Source organism: Streptomyces sp. NPDC024698 (assembly GCF_055559015.1).
Genome location: NZ_JBVHLK010000001.1, coordinates 783,081 through 801,036, shown reverse-complemented (window position 1 = coordinate 801,036; position 17,956 = coordinate 783,081). Strand labels below are relative to the sequence as shown.

General features: G+C 70.0%; 13 protein-coding genes and 1 pseudogene. 4 read left to right on the top strand and 10 right to left on the bottom strand.

Features of this window, described 5'->3' with window-relative positions:
* The first annotated feature begins 8 nt into the window (after positions 1-8).
* Positions 9-1,595 carry a beta-N-acetylhexosaminidase gene (locus tag ACZ4AA_RS03410; protein ID WP_467594461.1) on the top strand — a complete coding sequence of 529 codons (1,587 nt, stop codon included), beginning with the start codon at positions 9-11 and terminating at the stop codon, positions 1,593-1,595.
* Positions 1,596-1,675: 80 nt separating this feature from the next.
* Here the strand turns inward: ACZ4AA_RS03410 and ACZ4AA_RS03405 are convergent, their stop codons facing one another.
* Positions 1,676-3,448 (bottom strand): IucA/IucC family protein, encoded by a 1,773-nt coding sequence (locus ACZ4AA_RS03405; RefSeq protein ID WP_467594458.1) that lies wholly within the window; start codon positions 3,446-3,448, stop codon positions 1,676-1,678.
* Entirely contained in the window at positions 3,445-3,990 is a 546-nt protein-coding gene (locus ACZ4AA_RS03400; RefSeq protein ID WP_467594455.1) for a GNAT family N-acetyltransferase, read from the bottom strand. The genes ACZ4AA_RS03405 and ACZ4AA_RS03400 overlap by 4 nt, the downstream gene beginning before the upstream one ends.
* Before the next feature lie 120 nt (positions 3,991-4,110).
* On the opposite strand from ACZ4AA_RS03400, the pseudogene ACZ4AA_RS03395 reads away from it, so the two are divergent.
* A pseudogene (locus tag ACZ4AA_RS03395) lies at positions 4,111-5,099 on the top strand (RNA-guided endonuclease InsQ/TnpB family protein); the annotation flags it as partial.
* Positions 5,100-5,120: 21 nt separating this feature from the next.
* Here the strand turns inward: ACZ4AA_RS03395 and ACZ4AA_RS03390 are convergent.
* From ACZ4AA_RS03390 to ACZ4AA_RS03355, 8 genes are all read right to left on the bottom strand, one after another.
* Positions 5,121-6,398 (bottom strand): lysine N(6)-hydroxylase/L-ornithine N(5)-oxygenase family protein, encoded by a 1,278-nt coding sequence (locus ACZ4AA_RS03390; protein WP_467594452.1) that lies wholly within the window; start codon positions 6,396-6,398, stop codon positions 5,121-5,123.
* Positions 6,382-7,857, bottom strand: a complete 1,476-nt coding sequence (gene desA, locus ACZ4AA_RS03385) for a lysine decarboxylase DesA (protein WP_467594448.1) — start codon at positions 7,855-7,857, stop codon at positions 6,382-6,384. The genes ACZ4AA_RS03390 and desA overlap by 17 nt, the downstream gene beginning before the upstream one ends.
* 173 nt (positions 7,858-8,030) lie before the next feature.
* The gene (locus tag ACZ4AA_RS03380; RefSeq protein ID WP_467594445.1) at positions 8,031-8,897 is read right to left on the bottom strand and encodes a siderophore-interacting protein; all 867 of its coding nucleotides are present in this window, start codon (positions 8,895-8,897) and stop codon (positions 8,031-8,033) included.
* Positions 8,898-8,936: 39 nt separating this feature from the next.
* Positions 8,937-9,986 (bottom strand): ABC transporter substrate-binding protein, encoded by a 1,050-nt coding sequence (locus tag ACZ4AA_RS03375; protein WP_467594441.1) that lies wholly within the window; start codon positions 9,984-9,986, stop codon positions 8,937-8,939.
* 220 nt (positions 9,987-10,206) lie between these two features.
* Positions 10,207-11,367 carry an acyl-CoA dehydrogenase family protein gene (locus tag ACZ4AA_RS03370; RefSeq protein ID WP_467595121.1) on the bottom strand — a complete coding sequence of 387 codons (1,161 nt, stop codon included), beginning with the start codon at positions 11,365-11,367 and terminating at the stop codon, positions 10,207-10,209.
* An 11-nt stretch (positions 11,368-11,378) separates the two neighbouring features.
* Positions 11,379-12,311 carry a hydroxymethylglutaryl-CoA lyase gene (locus tag ACZ4AA_RS03365; RefSeq protein ID WP_467595118.1) on the bottom strand — a complete coding sequence of 311 codons (933 nt, stop codon included), beginning with the start codon at positions 12,309-12,311 and terminating at the stop codon, positions 11,379-11,381.
* Positions 12,312-12,334: 23 nt separating this feature from the next.
* A complete protein-coding gene (locus ACZ4AA_RS03360) occupies positions 12,335-14,263 on the bottom strand; it encodes an acetyl/propionyl/methylcrotonyl-CoA carboxylase subunit alpha (protein ID WP_467594438.1) in 1,929 nt (642 codons plus the stop codon).
* An 8-nt stretch (positions 14,264-14,271) separates the two neighbouring features.
* Entirely contained in the window at positions 14,272-15,888 is a 1,617-nt protein-coding gene (locus ACZ4AA_RS03355; RefSeq protein ID WP_467594432.1) for a carboxyl transferase domain-containing protein, read from the bottom strand.
* Between the two features lie 96 nt (positions 15,889-15,984).
* Here ACZ4AA_RS03355 and ACZ4AA_RS03350 point away from each other — a divergent pair, with 96 nt between their 5' ends.
* Complete coding sequence (locus ACZ4AA_RS03350; RefSeq protein WP_467594428.1) at positions 15,985-16,701, top strand: TetR/AcrR family transcriptional regulator; 717 nt, start codon at positions 15,985-15,987, stop codon at positions 16,699-16,701.
* 90 nt (positions 16,702-16,791) lie between these two features.
* The gene (locus tag ACZ4AA_RS03345; protein ID WP_389401064.1) at positions 16,792-17,949 is read left to right on the top strand and encodes an acyl-CoA dehydrogenase family protein; all 1,158 of its coding nucleotides are present in this window, start codon (positions 16,792-16,794) and stop codon (positions 17,947-17,949) included.
* Positions 17,950-17,956: the final 7 nt, after the last annotated feature.

Below are 17,956 nucleotides of genomic sequence, written 5' to 3'. Positions count from 1 at the left end.
GAGCGCATGTGAGACAGCACCACAGAACGCCCCGCCTTCTCGGCACGCTGCTGCTCGTCGCGGCGGCCGGCATCTTCCTCGTCGGCGCGGCACCGCACACGAAGGCCGCCGCCGTTCCGCTGGGCCGTGTCGTCCCGGCCCCCGCCTCGGTCGACCCGGGCGGATCCCCCTACCGCATCACCTCCGGCGCCCGTATCCGCGTCGATGACTCGCCCGAGGTCCGCGCGGTCGGCGCGTATCTCGCGGGCGTCCTGCGGCCCTCCACCGGCTACCGGCTGCCCGTCACCGCGCACGGCTCCGGAGCGATCCGGCTCCGGCTCGGGGGCAAGGGCCTCGGCCAGGAGGGCTACCGCCTCCACAGCGGCGCCTCGGGCGTCACCATCACGGCCGGCCGGCCCGCGGGCCTGTTCCACGGCGTCCAGACCCTGCGCCAGTTGCTGCCCGCCGCCGTCGAGAAGGACTCGGTCCAGCACGGACCGTGGCTGATCGCCGGCGGCACCATCGAGGACACCCCGCGCTACGCCTACCGCGGCGCCATGCTCGACGTCTCCCGGCACTTCTTCACCGTCGCCCAGGTCGAGCGCTACATCGACGAACTGGCCCTGTACAAGGTCAACAAGCTGCATCTGCACCTGAGCGACGACCAGGGCTGGCGCATCGCCGTCGACTCCCGGCCGAGGCTGGCGGCCCACGGCGGCTCCACCGAGGTCGGCGGCGGCAAGGGCGGTTTCTACACCAAGGCCGACTACCGCGCGATCGTCCGCTACGCCGCCTCGCGCTATCTGGAGGTCGTCCCGGAGATCGACATGCCCGGGCACACCAACGCGGCCCTGTCCTCGTACGCCGAACTGAACTGCGACGGGACCGCGCCGCCGCTCTACACCGGCACCGACGTCGGATTCAGCTCGCTGTGCGTCGGCAAGCCGGAAACGTACGCCTTCGTGGACGACGTGATCCGCGAGCTGGCCGCGCTCACCCCCGGCGCGTATCTCCACATCGGCGGCGACGAGGCGCACTCCACCAGCCACGCCGACTACGTGACCTTCATGGACAAGATCCAGCCGATCGTCGCGAAGTACGGCAAGAAGGTGATGGGCTGGCACCAGCTCACCGGGGCTGCTCCGGCGAAGGGCGCCATCGCGCAGTACTGGGGGCTCGACGACACCGGCGCACAGGAGAAGGCGCAGGTCGCCGCGGCCGCGCGGAACGGGACCGGGCTCGTGCTGTCGCCCGCTGACCGGCTCTACCTGGACATGAAGTACACCGCCGACACCCCGCTCGGCCAGGACTGGGCCGGTCTCGTGGAGGTGCGTCGGGCCTACGACTGGGACCCGGGAAGCTATCTCCCCGGAGTGCCGGCCTCCGCCGTCAAGGGCGTCGAGGCGCCCCTGTGGACGGAGACGATACGAAACTCCGCCGACATCGACGTCATGGCCTTCCCGAGGCTGCCCGGGGCCGCCGAGCTCGGCTGGTCCCCCGCCTCGACGCACGACTGGGACACCTACAAGGTGCGGCTCGCCGCGCAGGGGCCCCGCTGGGACGCCCTCGGCATCGGCTACTACCGCTCGCCCCAGGTGCCCTGGCCGGCGCCTTAGCCGCACAGCGCGACGGGCGCCCCGGAGGACCGTCTCCGGGGCGCCCGCCCGTCTTCGCGGCCCCCAGGGCCTGCCGTTGCTCAGAACCCGGCGAGCGGGTTCTTCAGGGTGCCGATCAGCTGAAGGGCGCCCGAGGGATCCGCCAGGTCGACCATCTGCCGGTTGTCGCGCAGCTGGAGCCGGTTGAGGCAGGACAGCGCGAACTCGGGCGCGAACAGGTCGTACTGCCGGAACTTGTCCTCCAGTTCGGGCGTCGCCTCCTGGTAGGCGCGCACCGACTCGGCGACCGTCCGCCAGAAGTCCTCCTCGGCGAGGATCCCCTCCTCGGCCAGCTGGGCCGCCAGGAAGCGGAAGAAGCAGTCGAAGACGTCCGTGAAGATCGACAGCAGCTTCGTGTCCTCGGGGACGTCGACCCGGATCCGCTCCACCGCGGGCGGCAGCACCGCCTGCGGGTCCATGACCACGATCTCCTCGGCGATGTCCTTGTAGACCGCCCGCCGCACGACCCCGTCCCTCAGGACCAGGATGACGTTCTCGCCGTGCGGCATGTAGGCCAGGTCGTAGGCGTAGAAGCTGTGCAGGAGCGGGGTGAGGTAGGCCCGCAGATAGCGGCGCAGCCACTCCACCGGCGTCAGGCCCGAGCGCTCGATCAGCGCGCCGGTGAACGAGGCGCCCTCGTGGTCGACATGGACGAGGGACGCCATCGTCGCCAGGGACTCGCCGTCCCGGAGCGAGGGGACCGGGCTCTCGCGCCACAGCGCGGCCAGCATCTTGCGGTACGGGGAGTACCGGTCGGTGGCCGCCTCGTACTCCAGATGCCGGTAGCCGACGGCCGCCCGCTCGCGGATGACCGACAGGCCGGTGGACTTGAGCACCGGGTCGTTCTCGACGAGCTGGGCCAGCCAGTCGTTGATGGCCGGGGTCGCCTCCATGTAGGCGGCGGACAGACCGCGCATGAAGCCCATGTTGAGGACGCTCAGCGCCGTCTTCACATAGTGCTTGTGCGGGCTGCTCGTGTTGAAGAACGTCCGGATGGACTGCTGGGCCAGATACTCGTCGTCGCCCTCGCCGAGACAGACCAGGCGGCGCTCGGCGATCTCGGCGGCGAACGTCACGGACAGCTTGTTCCACCACTGCCAGGGGTGGACGGGTATGAGGAGGTAGTCCCCGGGGTCGAGGCCCTGCTCGCGCAGCACCGCGTCGAACCGTTCGACCGTCCCGGCGCCCAGCTCGTCGCGGACGAAGGACTCGTACGCGATGCCGACACCCGCCGTGAACGCGGCCCGTGAGCGGTGCGCGGCCAGCCACACCAGACGGACCGGGGCCGCGGTCTCCGGGGCGTACGCCAGATACTCGTGCACGCCGAAGCCGAGCCGCCCGTTGTTGGCGACGAAGCAGGGGTGCCCCTCGGTCATACCGGTCTCGATGGCCTGGAACCCGGCGCCTGCCAGCTCACGGACCGGGGTCCGCGGCTTGGTGAGCTTGTAGCAGGTGCTCGCCAGGGTCGAGGAGATCTCCTCCAGGTAGACCGGCAGGATCTCGTCGCTCAGGCCGAGCGATTCCTTGAACTCGACGAAGAAGTCCAGTGCCGACAGCGGGAGTTCGGTGCCGTCGCGGTGGCGGGTGATGGACTCGGCGGACACCTGCCAGTGGTCGAGCAGGTGCCGGGTCGCGGTGAAGCGGTAGCTCGTCAGCCCGTCGTCGCCGGTGACCTCGAAGCGGCCGTCCGGCAGGCCGCGCGGGGTGATCAGCCGCTCGTGGGCGAACTCGGCGAGCGCCTTGCGCAGCAGGAGCCGGCCGGCGAGGGCCCAGCGTTCGGGGGAGAGGTGGGCGGTGCTTCCGGCGAGGCTCATGCGGCCACCGCCCGCGTGAACCGCTCGCGGGTGCAGAAGCTCAGCAGCGCCTTCTTCTCCGGCTTCTGGATCTCCCGTTCGGGCACGAAACCGACGGCCTCGTTGAGGGCGTGCACGGCCGTGTTGGCCACGTCGGGCTCGACGACCACGCGGCGGACGGCCGGGTCGGCGAACAGGTGCTCCATCACCGTGGTGATCACGGCCCGGGTGAAGCCGTGCACGGGCGTGTCGCTCGGGGCGACCAGGAAGTGCATGCCGACATCGCCCGGCTCCGGCTCGTACAGGCCGACGAGTTCGACGCACCGGGGGTCGTAGCGCTCCATCAGGAAGACGGGTTCGCCGTCCAGGAGCCCGAGGAGCGCCTCATGGTGATCGCTCGCCGCGATGGCCATGTACTCCCGCTCCACGTCGTGCAGTCTCGCCCCCTGCATCATCCAGAACGCGGCCTTGGGATGCGTCACCCACCGGTGCAGCAGCGGGCCGTCCCCGACGGGGTCGAGGGGGCGGACGGTGAAGGTGCCGAGGTCGGCTTTGGTGCTCATTGGAAACTCCCTGAGCGCATGTTCTCTACTGTGGAGGGGAGGGCGTGCGCGTTCATCAGTTCGGGTGTCGGATTCGGGAAACTGTGCTGTCGATTTCGGACGTGGTCTAGCTTTCGAGATGTGGGGGAACAGCGAACCAAGCGAGCGTTCAAGTACCGCTTCTATCCGACGCCGGACCAGGCGGAGCAGTTGGAGCAGACCTTCGGATGTGTACGCAAGGTCTACAACATGGCGCTGGAAGCCCGTAGTCGTGCTTGGACCGATGGACGTCGCCGGATCCGTTATCCGGAGACTTCCGCGATGCTGACCGAATGGAAGAAGAGCGGCGAGTTCTCCTACCCTTGTGACGTGTCGTCGGTTCCGCTTCAGCAGGCTCTGCGTCACTTGTAGTCGGCCTTCGACGGCTTCTTCGCACAACGTTCCGGCCGCCCGCGTTTCAAGTCCCGTAAGCGTTCGCGAAAGTCGGCGGAGTACACGCGTCCGCCTTCAGGTGGCGCGATGGCGAGCTGACCCTTGCGAAAATGAGAGCGCCGTTGGACATTCGCTGGTCGCGTGCATTGCCGCTGGATGCCCAGCCGACCACCGTGACGGTGTCGCGTGACGCGGCTGGGCGCTGGTTCGTCTGCGTACTGGTCGAGGACCAGCCCTTGCGAAACCCGATCACCGATGAGGCTGTAGGGATCGACGTCGGACTCCACAGCCTCGCGACCCTGTCCACCGGCGAAAAGGTGACCCACCCCAGGTTCGGGAGGAGTGACTCCCGTCGCCTGGCACGGGCGCAGCGAGAGCTGGCCCGCAAGGAGATGCTGGAATACAAGTGTTCTTGGTATGGACGGGAGCTCGTCGTCGTGGACCGCTTCTTTCCATCCAGCAGGATGTGTTCCGCCTGTGGTCTCGTACGTGGGGTTGTGGCTTTGGGTGTCCGTGAGTGGAGTTGTGAAGGGTGCGGTAGCCGTCACGACCGGGACCACGATGCCGCACAGAACATTCTGGCCGCCGGGCGGGCGGTGTCGGCCTGTGGAGCCGGTGTAGGACCTCAACGGAATCCCTCCGGGCGGGCCTTCGGCGATGAAGCAGGAAAGCCCTTTGCGCGAGCAGTGGGAGTCCCCGTCCCGAGGGACGGGGAGACGTCAAACGGTGAACTCCTGGAACGCGATGGTCTTCTCGACCGGGTAGTACTCGGTGCCGAGCAGCTCGCGGATGATGGACGCGTTGCGGTACGGACCCATGCCGAGGTCCGGTGAGGTGATCGAGTGGGTGTGGACTCCCGCGTTCTGGAGGAAGATCCCGCCCCCGGTGACGTCGATGGCGTAGTTGCGCGCCACGTCGAAGTTGCCCCGGGTGTCGTAGCGGAGCCGGTCGCGGACCGGTGCGAGGAACGCGGGCTCGGCGTAGCGGTAGCCGGTGGCCAGCACCAGGCCCGCCGAGCGCAGTTCGTAGTCCTTGCCCTGCTCCTGCTGGCGGAACCCGAGGGTGTACGTGCCCTGGTCGCGCCGGGCGCTCTCCAGCGAGGAGTTGGTCAGCAGCCGGGCGGGGACCGGACCGCCGAGGTTCTTCTGGTAGAGCAGGTCGAAGATCGCGTCGATCAGCTCCCCGTCGATGCCCTTGAACAGGCCCTTCTGCTCCGACTGAAGGCGGTAGCGGGTCGCCTCGGGCAGCGCGTGGAAGTAGTCGATGTACTCCGGGGAGGTCATCTCCAGGGTGAGCTTGGTGTATTCGAGGGGGAAGAAGCGCGGTGAGCGGGTCACCCAGTTCAGCCGGTAGCCGTGGACGTCGATCTCGCTGAGCAGGTCGTAGAAGATCTCGGCGGCGGACTGGCCACTGCCGACCAGGGTGATCGAGTCCTTGGCCTGGAGCTCCTGCTTGTGCTGCATGTAGCGGGAGTTGTGGATGAAGTCGCCGCCGAGCTCCGCGCAGGTGTCCGGGACGTGCGGCGAGGTGCCGGTGCCCAGGACCAGACGCCGGGCACGGAACACCGCGCCGGCCCCGGTGCGCACGACGTACAGCTCGTCCTCGTACGTCACCTCCGTGACCGTGGTCCCGAAGCGGACGTTGTTCAGCTTGCCGGCGGCCCACCGGCAGTAGTCGTCGTACTCGACCCGCAGCGGGTAGAAGTTCTCACGGATGTAGAACGCGTACAGACGGCCTGATTCCTTCAGGTAGTTGAGGAAGGAGTACGGGGACGTGGGGTCGGCGAGGGTGACCAGGTCCGACATGAACGGGGTCTGGAGGTGCGCCCCGTCCAGGAACATGCCGGAGTGCCACTCGAAGTGGGGCTTCGACTCCAGGAAGACACCGCTGAGTTCGGCGATCGGCTCGGTCAGGCAGGCGAGGCCGAGGTTGAAGGGCCCGAGCCCGATGCCCACGAAGTCGTAGGTGGTGTCCGTGGATTCAGCAAGCGCGGTCAAGGGACTCTCCCAGGTACTGCTCGGCGTGGCCGGCGATCAGGTCGAGGACGGCGGCGATGTCGTCCTTGGTGGTCTCGGGGTTGAGCAGGGTGAACTTCAGGTAGTGGCGTCCGCCGACCTTGGTGCCCGCGACGACGGCGTCGCCGGAGGCGAACAGGGCCTTGCGGGCGTAGAGGTTGGCGCGGTCGATCTCGGCCGGGTCGGTGACGGCGGCCGGGATGTAGCGGTAGACGAGGGTGGAGAGCGAGGGCTCCACGACGACGTCGAAGCGCGGGTCGGCGGCGAGCAGTTTCCAGCCCTCGACGGCCAGTTCGCAGACCTCGTCGAAGAGTTCGCCGATGCCGTCGGCGCCCATCGTGCGCAGCGTCATCCACAATTTGAGGGCGTCGAAGCGGCGGGTGGTCTGGAGGGACTTGTCGACCTGGTTGGGGATGCGCTCGCTGACCATGCGGCGCGGGTTGAGGTACTCCGCGTGGTAGGTGGCGTGGCGCAGGGTCGCGGCGTCCCGGACCAGTACGGCCGATGAACTCACGGGCTGGAAGAAGGACTTGTGGTAGTCGACGGTGACGGAGTCGGCCCGCTCGATGCCGTCGATGCGGTCCCGGTTCTTCGGCGAGGTGAGCAGTCCGCAGCCGTAGGCGGCGTCGACGTGCATCCAGACGCCGAACTGCGAGCAGAGCTCGGCGATCTCGGGGAGCGGGTCGATGGAGCCGAAGTCGGTGGTGCCCGCGGTGGCGACGACGGCCATGGGGACGAGGCCGTCCTGCCGGCAGCGCTCCAGCTCGCGGGCGAGGGCCACGGTCTGCATGCGCTTGTCGTGGTCGACGGGGATCGGGACGACGGCGTCGGGGGCGAGACCGAGGAGTTTGGCCGACTTCTTGACGCTGAAGTGGCTCACCTCGGAGGCGAAGACGCGCAGCCGGCCGAGGCCGTCCCCGGCCTTTCCGTCCTGCCGGTCCTCCCCGGCGGGCTTGGCCTCCTCGCGGGCGAGCAGCAGGGCCTGGAGGTTGGACTGGCTGCCGCCGCTGGTGAACACGCCGTCGGAGGCGGGGCCGAGGCCGATCCGCTCGTTGGTCCAGTCGATGAGCCGGCGCTCGATGAGGGTGCCGCCGGCCGACTGGTCCCACGTGTCCAGCGAGGAGTTGACGGCGGACAGGACGGCTTCGCCGAGCACGGCGGGGATGACGACCGGGCAGTTGAGGTGGGCGAGGTAGCGGGGGTGGTGGAAGTAGATCGCGTCCTGGAGATAGACCTCTTCCAGCTCGTCGAGAACGGCCGTGGTGTCGTGCAGGGGCTTGTCGAGGTCGATCCGCTCGATGCGGGGAGCGAGGTCGTCGACCGTGACACCCGTGAACGGGCGGTCGGTGGTGGCGAGTCTGGCCGCCACCCGCTCGACGCCTTCGGTCACGGAGCGGCGATACCGGTCCGCGGTGGTGTCGTTGAGCAGGTGCGAGCGCATGTGGGGGTCCTCCGTGCGGGGGAGAGTCCGAGCGGGACAGAAGAAGGGGCGACATCGCGACGCCCGACTTAGGTTAGCCTAACCTAAGTCGAGCGGCGACCCCGCCCCACCTGTGTCTTCTCCGGCGCGCCTCGATCCGCGGATGTCCCGAGGCCGCGCCAGGTCTTGGCGAACTACTCTTCCTGCTCCCGCAGTTGCTCCTCGCTCAGCCCGCGCCGCCAGTAGCCCACGAAGGTCACCCGGCGGCGGTCGAGGCCGCGTTCGCGTACGAGATGGCGGCGCAGTTCCCTCACGCAGCCGGACTCGCCCGCGATCCAGGCGTACGGCGCCTCGGCGGGCGGGAGTTGAGCGGCCCTCAGCGCGTCGAGGGCCAGGGGGAAGCCCGAGGGGCCCGCGCCGGGGCGCTCGTCCCGTACGAGCCAGGTGATCTCGGCGTCGGCCGCCGTCGCCAGATCCTGGATGTCGGCGGCGTGGTGGACCTCCAGCCAGGCCCGGACGCGCAGACCGGCCGGCAGGGATTCGAGGATGGCGGAGACGGCGGGGACGGCCGTCTCGTCGCCCCACAGGACGAGGAGGTCGGTGTCCGCGGGCGGCCGGAAGCGGATGGCGCGGTTGTCCTCGACGGCCGGTCCGAGCAGCACGACACGGTCGCCGGCCCGGGCCGAGGCCGCCCAGCGCGAGGCGGGCCCCGCGGGGACGGCCGCGTCCGGCTCCGTGCCGTGCAGGGCGAAGTCGATGTCGATCTCGTCGGGGTCACGGCGCAGTGCGCGCAGGGTGTACGAGCGCATCACCGCCCTTACGTCGTCGGGCAGTTCGCGCCAGCCCTGCCACCAGCCGTCGCCCCGTTCGAAGGGCACGGCGGGTTCGCTCTGGCCGGGGTGCGGCAGGAACAGCGAGAGGGACTGATCGCGCCCGAGCGAGTGGAAGGCGCGCAGATCGGGCCCCGCGAAGGTCACCCGGACCAGGGACGGGCCGAGCCGCCCCGTCGTCACGACCCTGAGGGAGAAGAAACGGAACGGGGCGGCCACGGCCGTCGTCATGAGAGCTCCTGAAATGGCGTCAGGCGGTCCTGGAGAGGGTCAGGCGACCTTCTTCGCGTTCTCGATGGCCTCGGCGAGCCGGTCGAGGATCGGGGTGCACTTGTCGTACGACAGGATCGGCTCGGGCGTCCGGGCGATGACCTGGCCGGCCTTGACGGCGGGCAGCTTCTTCCAGGTGGCCTCGGTGATGTCGGCCGGCTGGATGGTCGAGGTGCGGTCGTCCATGATGATGATGTCGGCCGGGTACTTGTCGACGTTCTCCCAGCTCAGGTTCTCGAACCAGCCGCCGCTCGCCTTCAGGGCCTTGGCGGAGGGCTCGACGATGTTCACGCCCAGCGCCTTGAAGTACTCCAGGTCGATGGAGAGGTTCGAGCCGGAGACGTAGAAGATGTCCTGGCTCGCGCTGCCGGCCAGCACCTTGATCTCCGGGCGGGCCTTGGCGGCCTTGCGCAGCCGCTCGGCGGCCGTCTCGAACTTCTTCTTCGCCTCGGTGATCTTCGCGGACTTCACGTCGGCGCCGAGGGACTCGGCCAGCGCGAGCATGCGCTGGAGCGGCTGCGGCATCTGGACGTCGTAGACGGAGACGCCGACGCTCGGGGCCAGCTTGAGGATCTTGTCCTTGGACTCCTCGGGGACGTACCAGAGGGTGCCCGCGGTGTCGAACATCGTCGAGACGAGGACGTCGGGGGCCAGGCCCGCGTACTTCTCGATGTTGAACTGACCCCACTCGTTGCCGAGGATCGTCAGCTTGCTGATGTCCATGTCGCCGGCCTGGACGTCGGGCTTGCCGTCCTTGGTCTTCGTCGGGCCGAACACACCCTTGACCTCGACGCCGTAGTCGAACAGGGCGGCGGCGACACCCGTGAAGGCGACGATGTTCGCCGGCATCCTGTCCAGCTTCACGGTCGTGCCGCGGTCGTCCTCGAACGTCCAGGGGCCGGACTTCGCGGCGGCCTTCGTCGCGTCCGAGCCACCGCTTTTCGAGTCGTTGTCGTCGCCGCAGGCGGCGAGGACGGCGCCGAGGCCGAGGGCGCCGCCCGCGGCGAGGATGCCGCGACGGGAGAGGTGGGTGGCACGGGCGTTGGGCATGAGTGTGGCTGCTTTCGGCACGGGGCGGCAGATACCCGCCGGACGAGTTCGAAGGTAGGTTAGCCTAACCTCACTCGTTGTCCAGAGGGCGGGTGCCCCGAGAGTCCGACTCGGCTTCTCCTCCCGGTAGTTGGCTCTCATGGAGGCGCCGGACGTGCCGCGGCCACCGGCGGGCGGGTGCCCGGTCGGTGGCCGCGGTTCTGCCGGTCGTGCGCGGAGTTCAGCCCGTGAGCCCCAGCTCCCGGGCGATCAGCATGCGCTGGACCTCGCTCGTGCCCTCGCCGATCTCCAGGATCTTGGAGTCGCGCCACATACGGGCCACCGGGTACTCGTTCATGAAGCCGTAGCCGCCGTGGACCTGGGTGGCGTCACGGGCGTTGTCGACGGCGATCGTGGAGGAGTAGAGCTTGGCGACCGCCGCCTCCTTCTTGAAGGGCTCGCCGGCGACCAGACGGGACGCGGCGTCACGCCAGCCCACCCGGGCCATGTGCGCCTTCATCTCCATGTCGGCGATCTTGAACTGGATCGCCTGGTTGGCGCCGATCGGCCGTCCGAAGGCGTGCCGCTCCTTGGCGTACTTGACCGACTCGTCGACGCAGCCCTGCGCCAGACCCGTGGCCAGCGCCGCGATGGCGATGCGGCCCTCGTCCAGGATGCGCAGGAACTGCGCGTAGCCGCGGCCCTCCTCGCCGAGCAGGTTGGCCGCGGGGACGCGCACGTCCGAGAAGGACAGCTCACGGGTGTCGGAGGCGTTCCAGCCGACCTTCGAGTACGGGGCGGCGACCGTGAAGCCGGGGGTGCCGGAGGGGACGATGATCGCGGAGATCAGCGGCTTGCCGTCGGGCTTGCGCCCGGTGACCGCGGTGACCGTCACCAGGCCCGTGATGTCCGTGCCGGAGTTGGTGATGAAGCACTTGCTGCCGTTGATGACCCATTCGTTCGTCTCGGGGTCGAGGCGGGCCGTCGTGCGGGTCGCGCCCGCGTCCGAGCCGCCGTCCGGCTCGGTCAGGCCGAAGGCGCCGAGGATCTCGCCGGAGCACAGCCGCGGGAGCCATTCGCGCTTCTGCTCCTCGGTGCCGAACAGATGGACCGGCATGGCGCCCAGCGAGACGCCCGCCTCCAGGGTGATGGCCACGGACGAGTCGACCCGGGCCAGCTCCTCCAGGGCGATGCCGAGGGCGAGGTAGTCGCCGCCCATGCCGCCGTACTCCTCGGGGAACGGCAGCCCGAACAGGCCCATGCGGCCCATCTCCCGCACGATCTCGTACGGGAACTCGTGCCGCTCGTAGAAGTCGCCGATCTTCGGCGCCACGACGTCGTGCGCGAACTCCTCGACCGTGCGGCGGAGTTCTTCGAGCTCGGGGGAGAGACGGTGGTCCAGGGACATCGTGTTCACTCCTGGTGGGACTGTGTCGTTTGACCGATGGCTTTGACGGTGCGGGACGGGCTGGGTCGGCCCAGTTGTCCGGCCATCCACACGCTTGTGGCGGTGAGGCGGCCGAGGTCGACCCCGGTGTCGATACCGAGGCCCTGGAGCATCCATACGAGGTCTTCCGTGGCGAGGTTGCCCGTCGCCGACTTCGCGTACGGGCAGCCGCCGAGGCCGCCCGCGGAGGCGTCGACGGTGGCGACGCCGTGCTGGAGGGCGGCCAGGGTGTTGGACAGCGCCTGGCCGTAGGTGTCGTGGAAGTGCACACCGAGCGCGCTGGTCGGCACGCCCTCCTCGTTCAGTTCGGCGAGCAGGGACTGCACATGGCCCGGGGTCGCCACGCCGATCGTGTCGCCGAGGCTCAGCTCGTCACAGCCCATGTCCATCAGCGCCTTGCACACGCGGACGACCTGGTGGACCGGGACGGGTCCCTCCCACGGGTCGCCGAAGCACATCGAGACGTAGCCGCGGACCGCCCGGCCGGCGTCCTTGGCGCGGCTGACCACCGGATCGAACATGGCGAGCGCCTCGTCGACCGTGCGGTTGAGGTTGGCCTTCGCGAAGGACTCCGTGGCGCTGGCGAAGACGGCCACGTGCCGGGCGCCGAGCGCGAGCGCCCGCTCCAGCCCCCGTTCGTTCGGCACCAGGACCGGAAGTGCCACCGGGAGGTCGGCGACCTGCGGGAACAGCTGTTCCGCGTCGGCCAGTTGGGGAACCCACTTCGGGTGGACGAAGCTGGTCGCCTCGATCGTCGTCAGGCCCGCGTCCGCGAGGCGCCGGATGAACTCCGCCTTCACCTCGGTCGGTACGGTCGCCTTCTCGTTCTGGAGCCCGTCGCGTGCGCCGACCTCGTAGATCCGTACCCGGGCGGGCAGGTCCTGGGTCGGTACGGCCATCGGCAGGCCGAGTCCGGAGATGCTCACGCCGTCTCCTCCGCGGGAGTGATGACGGCCAGGACCTGGTCCATGGCCACCGTGGTGCCGGGGGTGACGTCCAGTTCGCTGACCGTCCCGGCGTGCGGCGCGGAGATGACGTGCTCCATCTTCATCGCCTCGACCACCAGCAGGCTCTGCCCGGCGGTCACCTCGTCGCCGACGGCGACCTTCACGACGGTCACCGTGCCGGGCATGGGCGCGGTCAGCGAGTCGGCCCCGGCGTGCGCGGAGCCGGTGAGCGAGGCGGCCACCGGGTCGTGGTCGCGCACGTGCCAGGCGTCGCCGTCGCGGCCGATCCAGTCCGCGGCGTGGTGGAAGGTGTGCCGCACCCCGTCGAGCGTCACCGCGACCCGGTCGGCGGTGACCGTGTGGGTGCCGCGCGGGGTGTACTCCACCGGGTCCAGGACCCGCAGGGAGAAGCCCACCGGCTTCGGGGTGCCGCCCAGCCGCCAGCCGCTCGGCACCGAGAACGGGTCCCTCCAGCCCTCACCCGACGGGGCCAGGGCGGCGAGCCGGACGGCCGCGGCCGCCTCGTACACCTCCTCGGGCACTCCGTCCGGGACCAGGCCGTCCGCCTCCCGCTCGACCAGACCGGTGTCCAGGTCTCCGGCCACCACGTCCGGGTGGGCCAGCAGCCGGCGCAGGAAGCCCGCGTTCGTCTGGACCCCGAGCGTGACCGTCTCGGCCAGGGCGGCCCGGAGCTTGCGCAGCGCCGTCGGGCGGTCGGGGCCGTAGGCGATGACCTTGGAGAGCATCGGGTCGTAGAGGCTGCCGACCTCGGTGCCCTCGGACAGGCCCGAGTCGGTGCGCACCCCGTCGCCCCCCGGCTCGCGCAGCGCGAGCACGGTGCCGCCGGAGGGCAGGAAGCCGCGCGCCGGGTCCTCGGCGCAGATCCGGGCCTCCACCGCGTGTCCGGTGAGGGTGATGTCCTCCTGCCCGTACGGCAGAGGCTCGCCCGCGGCGACGCGCAGCTGCCACTCGACCAGGTCGAGGCCGGTGACCAGCTCGGTGACCGGGTGCTCCACCTGGAGGCGGGTGTTCATCTCCATGAAGTAGTACGAGGACGGGTCGCCGCCGGGGACGATGAACTCCACCGTGCCCGCGCCCCGGTAGCCGCAGGAGCGGGCCGCCTGGACGGCCGCCTCTCCCATCGCGGCCCGGGTGGCCTCGTCCAGGAGCACGCTGGGCGCCTCCTCGATGATCTTCTGGTGGCGGCGCTGGAGGGAGCACTCGCGCTCGCCCAGGTGCACGACGTTGCCGTGCCCGTCCGCCAGGACCTGGATCTCGATGTGCCGGGGCCGGTCGACCCAGCGCTCGACGAGCAGCGTGTCGTCCCCGAAGGAGGCCCGTGCCTCGCGCCGGGCGGCGGCGATCTCGTCGGCCAGGACCGCGGTGTCGCGCACCAGGCGCATGCCCTTGCCGCCACCGCCCGCGCTCGGCTTCAGCAGCACCGGGACACCGATCTCACGGGAGGCCGCGATCAGTTCCGCGTCCGTCAGACCGCTGCCCGAGGAGCCGGGGACGACCGGGACACCGGCCGCCTTCACCGTCTCCTTGGCCCGGATCTTGTCGCCCATGAGGGAGATCGCCTCGGCGGACGGGCCGATGAAGACCAGTCCGGCCTCCGCGCAGGCCCGCGCGAAGGCGGCGTTCTCGGCGAGGAAGCCGTACCCGGGGTGGACCGCCTGGGCGCCGGTGCGGGCCGCCGCCTCCAGCAGCGCCGCCACCGACAGATAGCTCTCCGAGGCGGGCGCCGGTCCGATCCGCACCGCCGTGTCGGCCTCCCGGACGTGCCGGGCGTCGGCGTCCGCGTCCGAGAAGACGGCCACCGAGCGCACGCCGAGCGCGCGCAGGGTACGGATGACCCGTACGGCGATCTCGCCCCGGTTGGCCACAAGCACCGTGTCAAACATGGGTCCCCTCACATCCGGAAGACGCCGAACTGGGGGTCACCCAGGGGCGCGTTGGCGCAGGCGGTCAAGGCGAGTCCGAGGACCTGCCGGGTCTCCGTCGGGTCGATCACACCGTCGTCCCAGAGCCGGGCACTCGCGTAGTAGGCGTTGCCCTGCTGTTCGTACTGGTGGCGGATCGGGTCCTTGAAGTCCTCCTCGTCCGCGGCCGGCCAGGACTCGCCGCGCGCCTCGATCTGGTCGCGCTTGACGGTCGCGAGGACGGATGCGGCCTGTTCGCCGCCCATCACGGAGATCTTGGCCCCGGGCCACATCCACAGGAAGCGCGGCGAATAGGCCCGGCCGCACATCGAGTAGTTGCCCGCGCCGTACGAACCGCCGATCACGACGGTCAGCTTCGGCACACGGGTGCAGGCGACGGCCGTCACCATCTTCGCGCCGTGCTTGGCGATGCCGCCCGCTTCGTACTGGCGGCCCACCATGAACCCGGAGATGTTCTGGAGGAACACCAGCGGGATGCCGCGCTGGTCGCACAACTCGATGAAGTGGGCGCCCTTCTGGGCGGACTCGGAGAACAGGATGCCGTTGTTGGCGACGATCCCGACCGGGTGCCCGTGGATCCGCGCGAAGCCGGTGACCAGGGTCTGTCCGAACTCGGCCTTGAACTCGGAGAAACGCGAGCCGTCGACCACGCGCGCGATGACCTCGCGCACGTCGTAGGGGGTGCGGGAGTCGACCGGCACCGCGCCGTACAGCCCGTGCGGGTCGACCTTGGGCTCGGTGGCCGCGGTGACCTCCCAGGGCAGCGTCCCGCGCGCGGGGAGCGTGGCGACGATGTCGCGGACGATCCGCAGCGCGTGCGCGTCGTCCTCGGCGAGATGGTCGGTGACACCCGACACACGCGAGTGGACCTCGCCGCCGCCCAGCTCCTCGGCCGTGACGACCTCACCGGTGGCGGCCTTCACCAGCGGCGGACCGCCGAGGAAGATCGTGCCCTGGTTGCGGACGATCACGGCCTCGTCGCTCATCGCCGGCACATACGCGCCGCCGGCCGTGCAGGAGCCGAGGACGGCCGCGATCTGCGGGATGCCGGCGCCGGACATCCGCGCCTGGTTGTAGAAGATCCGCCCGAAGTGCTCGCGGTCGGGGAACACCTCGTCCTGCATGGGCAGGAAGGCGCCCCCGGAGTCCACGAGGTACAGGCACGGCAGACGGTTCTCCAGCGCCACCTCCTGGGCGCGCAGGTGCTTCTTGACCGTCATCGGGTAGTACGTGCCGCCCTTGACGGTGGCGTCGTTCGCGACGATCACGCACTCGCGCCCGCTCACCCGGCCGATCCCGGCGATGACACCGGCGGCCGGGGCCGCTCCGTCGTACATCCCGTCGGCGGCCAGCGGCGCCAGCTCCAGGAACGGGGAGCCGGGGTCCAGCAGGGTGTCCACCCGGTCGCGGGGCAGCAGCTTGCCGCGCGCGGTGTGCCGCGCGCGTGCCTTCTCACCGCCGCCGAGCCGCGCCGCGGCCAGCTTGTGACGCAGCTCCTCGCCCAGCGCGCGGTGTGCCGCCTCGTTGGCCCTCCAGGCCTCCGACGCGGGGTCTGCCGCGCTCGTCAGCTCCGGTGCCTCTTGCATCCTGCGGTCCCCTCACCAGTGGTCCACCAGTTAATGAGCGTTAACGCAACTCCTTCAGGTTAACGACCGCTAACCGCGATGTCTAGAATTGTTTTCATGGCCACCAGAACCGACGCCCCCACCCGGCGCGAGCAGATCCTCAGGGAGGCCGCGCGGCTCTTCGCCGAGCGTGGCTTCCACGGCGTGGGAGTGGATGAGATAGGAGCGGCGGTCGGGATCAGCGGCCCCGGTCTGTACCGGCACTTCGCCGGCAAGGACGCGATGCTCGCCGAGCTGCTGGTGGGGATCAGCGGTCAGCTGCTCACGGGCGGCCGGCGCAGGGTGGCGGAGGCCCGGGCGGGCTCCGAGGGAGGCCGGGCGGACTCCGAGAGGGGTCGGACGGGCTCCGGGGGAGGCCGGGCGGACTCCGAGAGGGGCCGGGCGGGCTCCGAGGGAGGTGCCGAGGGACTCCTCGACTCGCTCATCGAGGGGCACATCGACTTCGCGCTCGACGACCGCCCTCTGATCACCCTGCACGACCGTGAGCTGGACCGCCTGCGGGACAGCGACCGCAAGCTCGTGCGCCAGCTCCAGCGCCAGTACGTCGAGCTGTGGGTGGAGGTGGTCCGCGAGGTGTACCCCGGTCTCGCGGAGCCCGCCGCGCGCTCCGCCGTGCACTCGGTCTTCGGCCTGCTGAACTCGACCCCGCACCTGGGGCGGCCGGGCGCGCTGCCCGGGCGCGCCGGCACGGCGGAGCTGCTGCACCGGATGGCGAGGGGGGCGTTCGGAGCGGCGGCCGTGACTCCCGTGCGTGACGAGCGTCTCGGGGGGTGACCCCTGGACGGCGCTCGTGACCGACGGGTAACCTCATATCTGAGCAAGCGCTTAGACATAACACCAGGTATCCAGGCGGAGGTGGCGGCGGTGCGCCGTACTGTGTTCAACGAGGACCACGAGGCGTTCCGGGAGACCCTGCGCGCCTTCATCGAGGCCGAGGTCGTCCCGGTCTACGACGAGTGGTTCGCCGCCGGCCAGGCGCCGCGCGACTTCTACTACAAGCTCGCCGAGCTCGGCGTCTTCGGCATCCGCGTGGACGAGGAGTTCGGCGGCGCCGGCATCGACTCGTACAAGTTCGAAGCCGTGATGTACGAGGAGACCGCGCGCGCCGGTGTCCAGTTCGGCGGCTCCGGTGTGCACGTGCTGCTGGGCCTGCCCTACATCAAGATGCTCGCCACCGACGAGCAGAAGAAGCGCTTCCTGCCGAAGTTCGTCAGCGCCGAGGAGATGTGGGCCCTCGCGATGACCGAGCCGGGCACCGGCTCCGACCTCGCGGGCATGAAGACCACCGCCAAGCTCTCCGAGGACGGCACGCACTACGTCCTCAACGGCTCCAAGACCTTCATCACCGGTGGCGTCCACGCCGACCGCGTGATCGTCTGCGCCCGCACCTCCGCGCCCACCGCGGACGACCGCCGCTTCGGCATCTCCCTGTTCGCCGTGGACACCAAGTCCGAGGGCTACTCCATCGGCCGCAAGCTCGACAAGCTCGGCCTGAAGACCTCCGACACCGCCGAGCTGGCGTTCGTCGACGTGAAGGTGCCCGTCGAGGACCTGCTCGGCGAGGAGAACAAGGGCTTCTACTACCTCGGCCACAACCTCGCCTCCGAGCGCTGGGGCATCGCCTTCGGCGCCTACGCGCAGGCCAAGGCCGCCATCCGGTTCGCCAAGGAGTACGTCCAGGAGCGCACCGTCTTCGGCAAGTCGGTCGCCTCGTTCCAGAACACCAAGTTCGAGCTGGCCGCCTGCCAGGCCGAGGTGGACGCGGCCGAGGCCGTCGCCGACCGCGCCCTGGAGGCCCTCGACGCCGGTGAGCTGACCCCGGCCGAGGCCGCCAGCGCCAAGCTGTTCTGCACCGAGGTCGCGCACCGCGTCATCGACCGCTGCCTCCAGCTCCACGGCGGCTACGGCTTCATGAACGAGTACCCGATCGCCCGCCTGTACGCGGACAACCGGGTCAACCGCATCTACGGCGGCACCAGCGAGATCATGAAGACGATCATCGCCAAGGACATGGGCCTGTAAGGTCCGA

Coding starts and splice junctions, on each gene's coding strand:
- ACZ4AA_RS03380 (WP_467594445.1), bottom strand. CDS start 8,897: ATGACGACGGCCGTGGCCGCCCCGTTCCGTTTCTTCTCCCTCAGGGTC.
- ACZ4AA_RS03360 (WP_467594438.1), bottom strand. CDS start 14,263: ATGTTTGACACGGTGCTTGTGGCCAACCGGGGCGAGATCGCCGTACGG.
- ACZ4AA_RS03355 (WP_467594432.1), bottom strand. CDS start 15,888: ATGCAAGAGGCACCGGAGCTGACGAGCGCGGCAGACCCCGCGTCGGAG.
- ACZ4AA_RS03400 (WP_467594455.1), bottom strand. CDS start 3,990: ATGAGCACCAAAGCCGACCTCGGCACCTTCACCGTCCGCCCCCTCGAC.
- ACZ4AA_RS03375 (WP_467594441.1), bottom strand. CDS start 9,986: ATGCCCAACGCCCGTGCCACCCACCTCTCCCGTCGCGGCATCCTCGCC.
- ACZ4AA_RS03350 (WP_467594428.1), top strand. CDS start 15,985: ATGGCCACCAGAACCGACGCCCCCACCCGGCGCGAGCAGATCCTCAGG.
- ACZ4AA_RS03405 (WP_467594458.1), bottom strand. CDS start 3,448: ATGAGCCTCGCCGGAAGCACCGCCCACCTCTCCCCCGAACGCTGGGCC.
- desA (WP_467594448.1), bottom strand. CDS start 7,857: ATGCGCTCGCACCTGCTCAACGACACCACCGCGGACCGGTATCGCCGC.
- ACZ4AA_RS03365 (WP_467595118.1), bottom strand. CDS start 12,311: ATGGCCGTACCGACCCAGGACCTGCCCGCCCGGGTACGGATCTACGAG.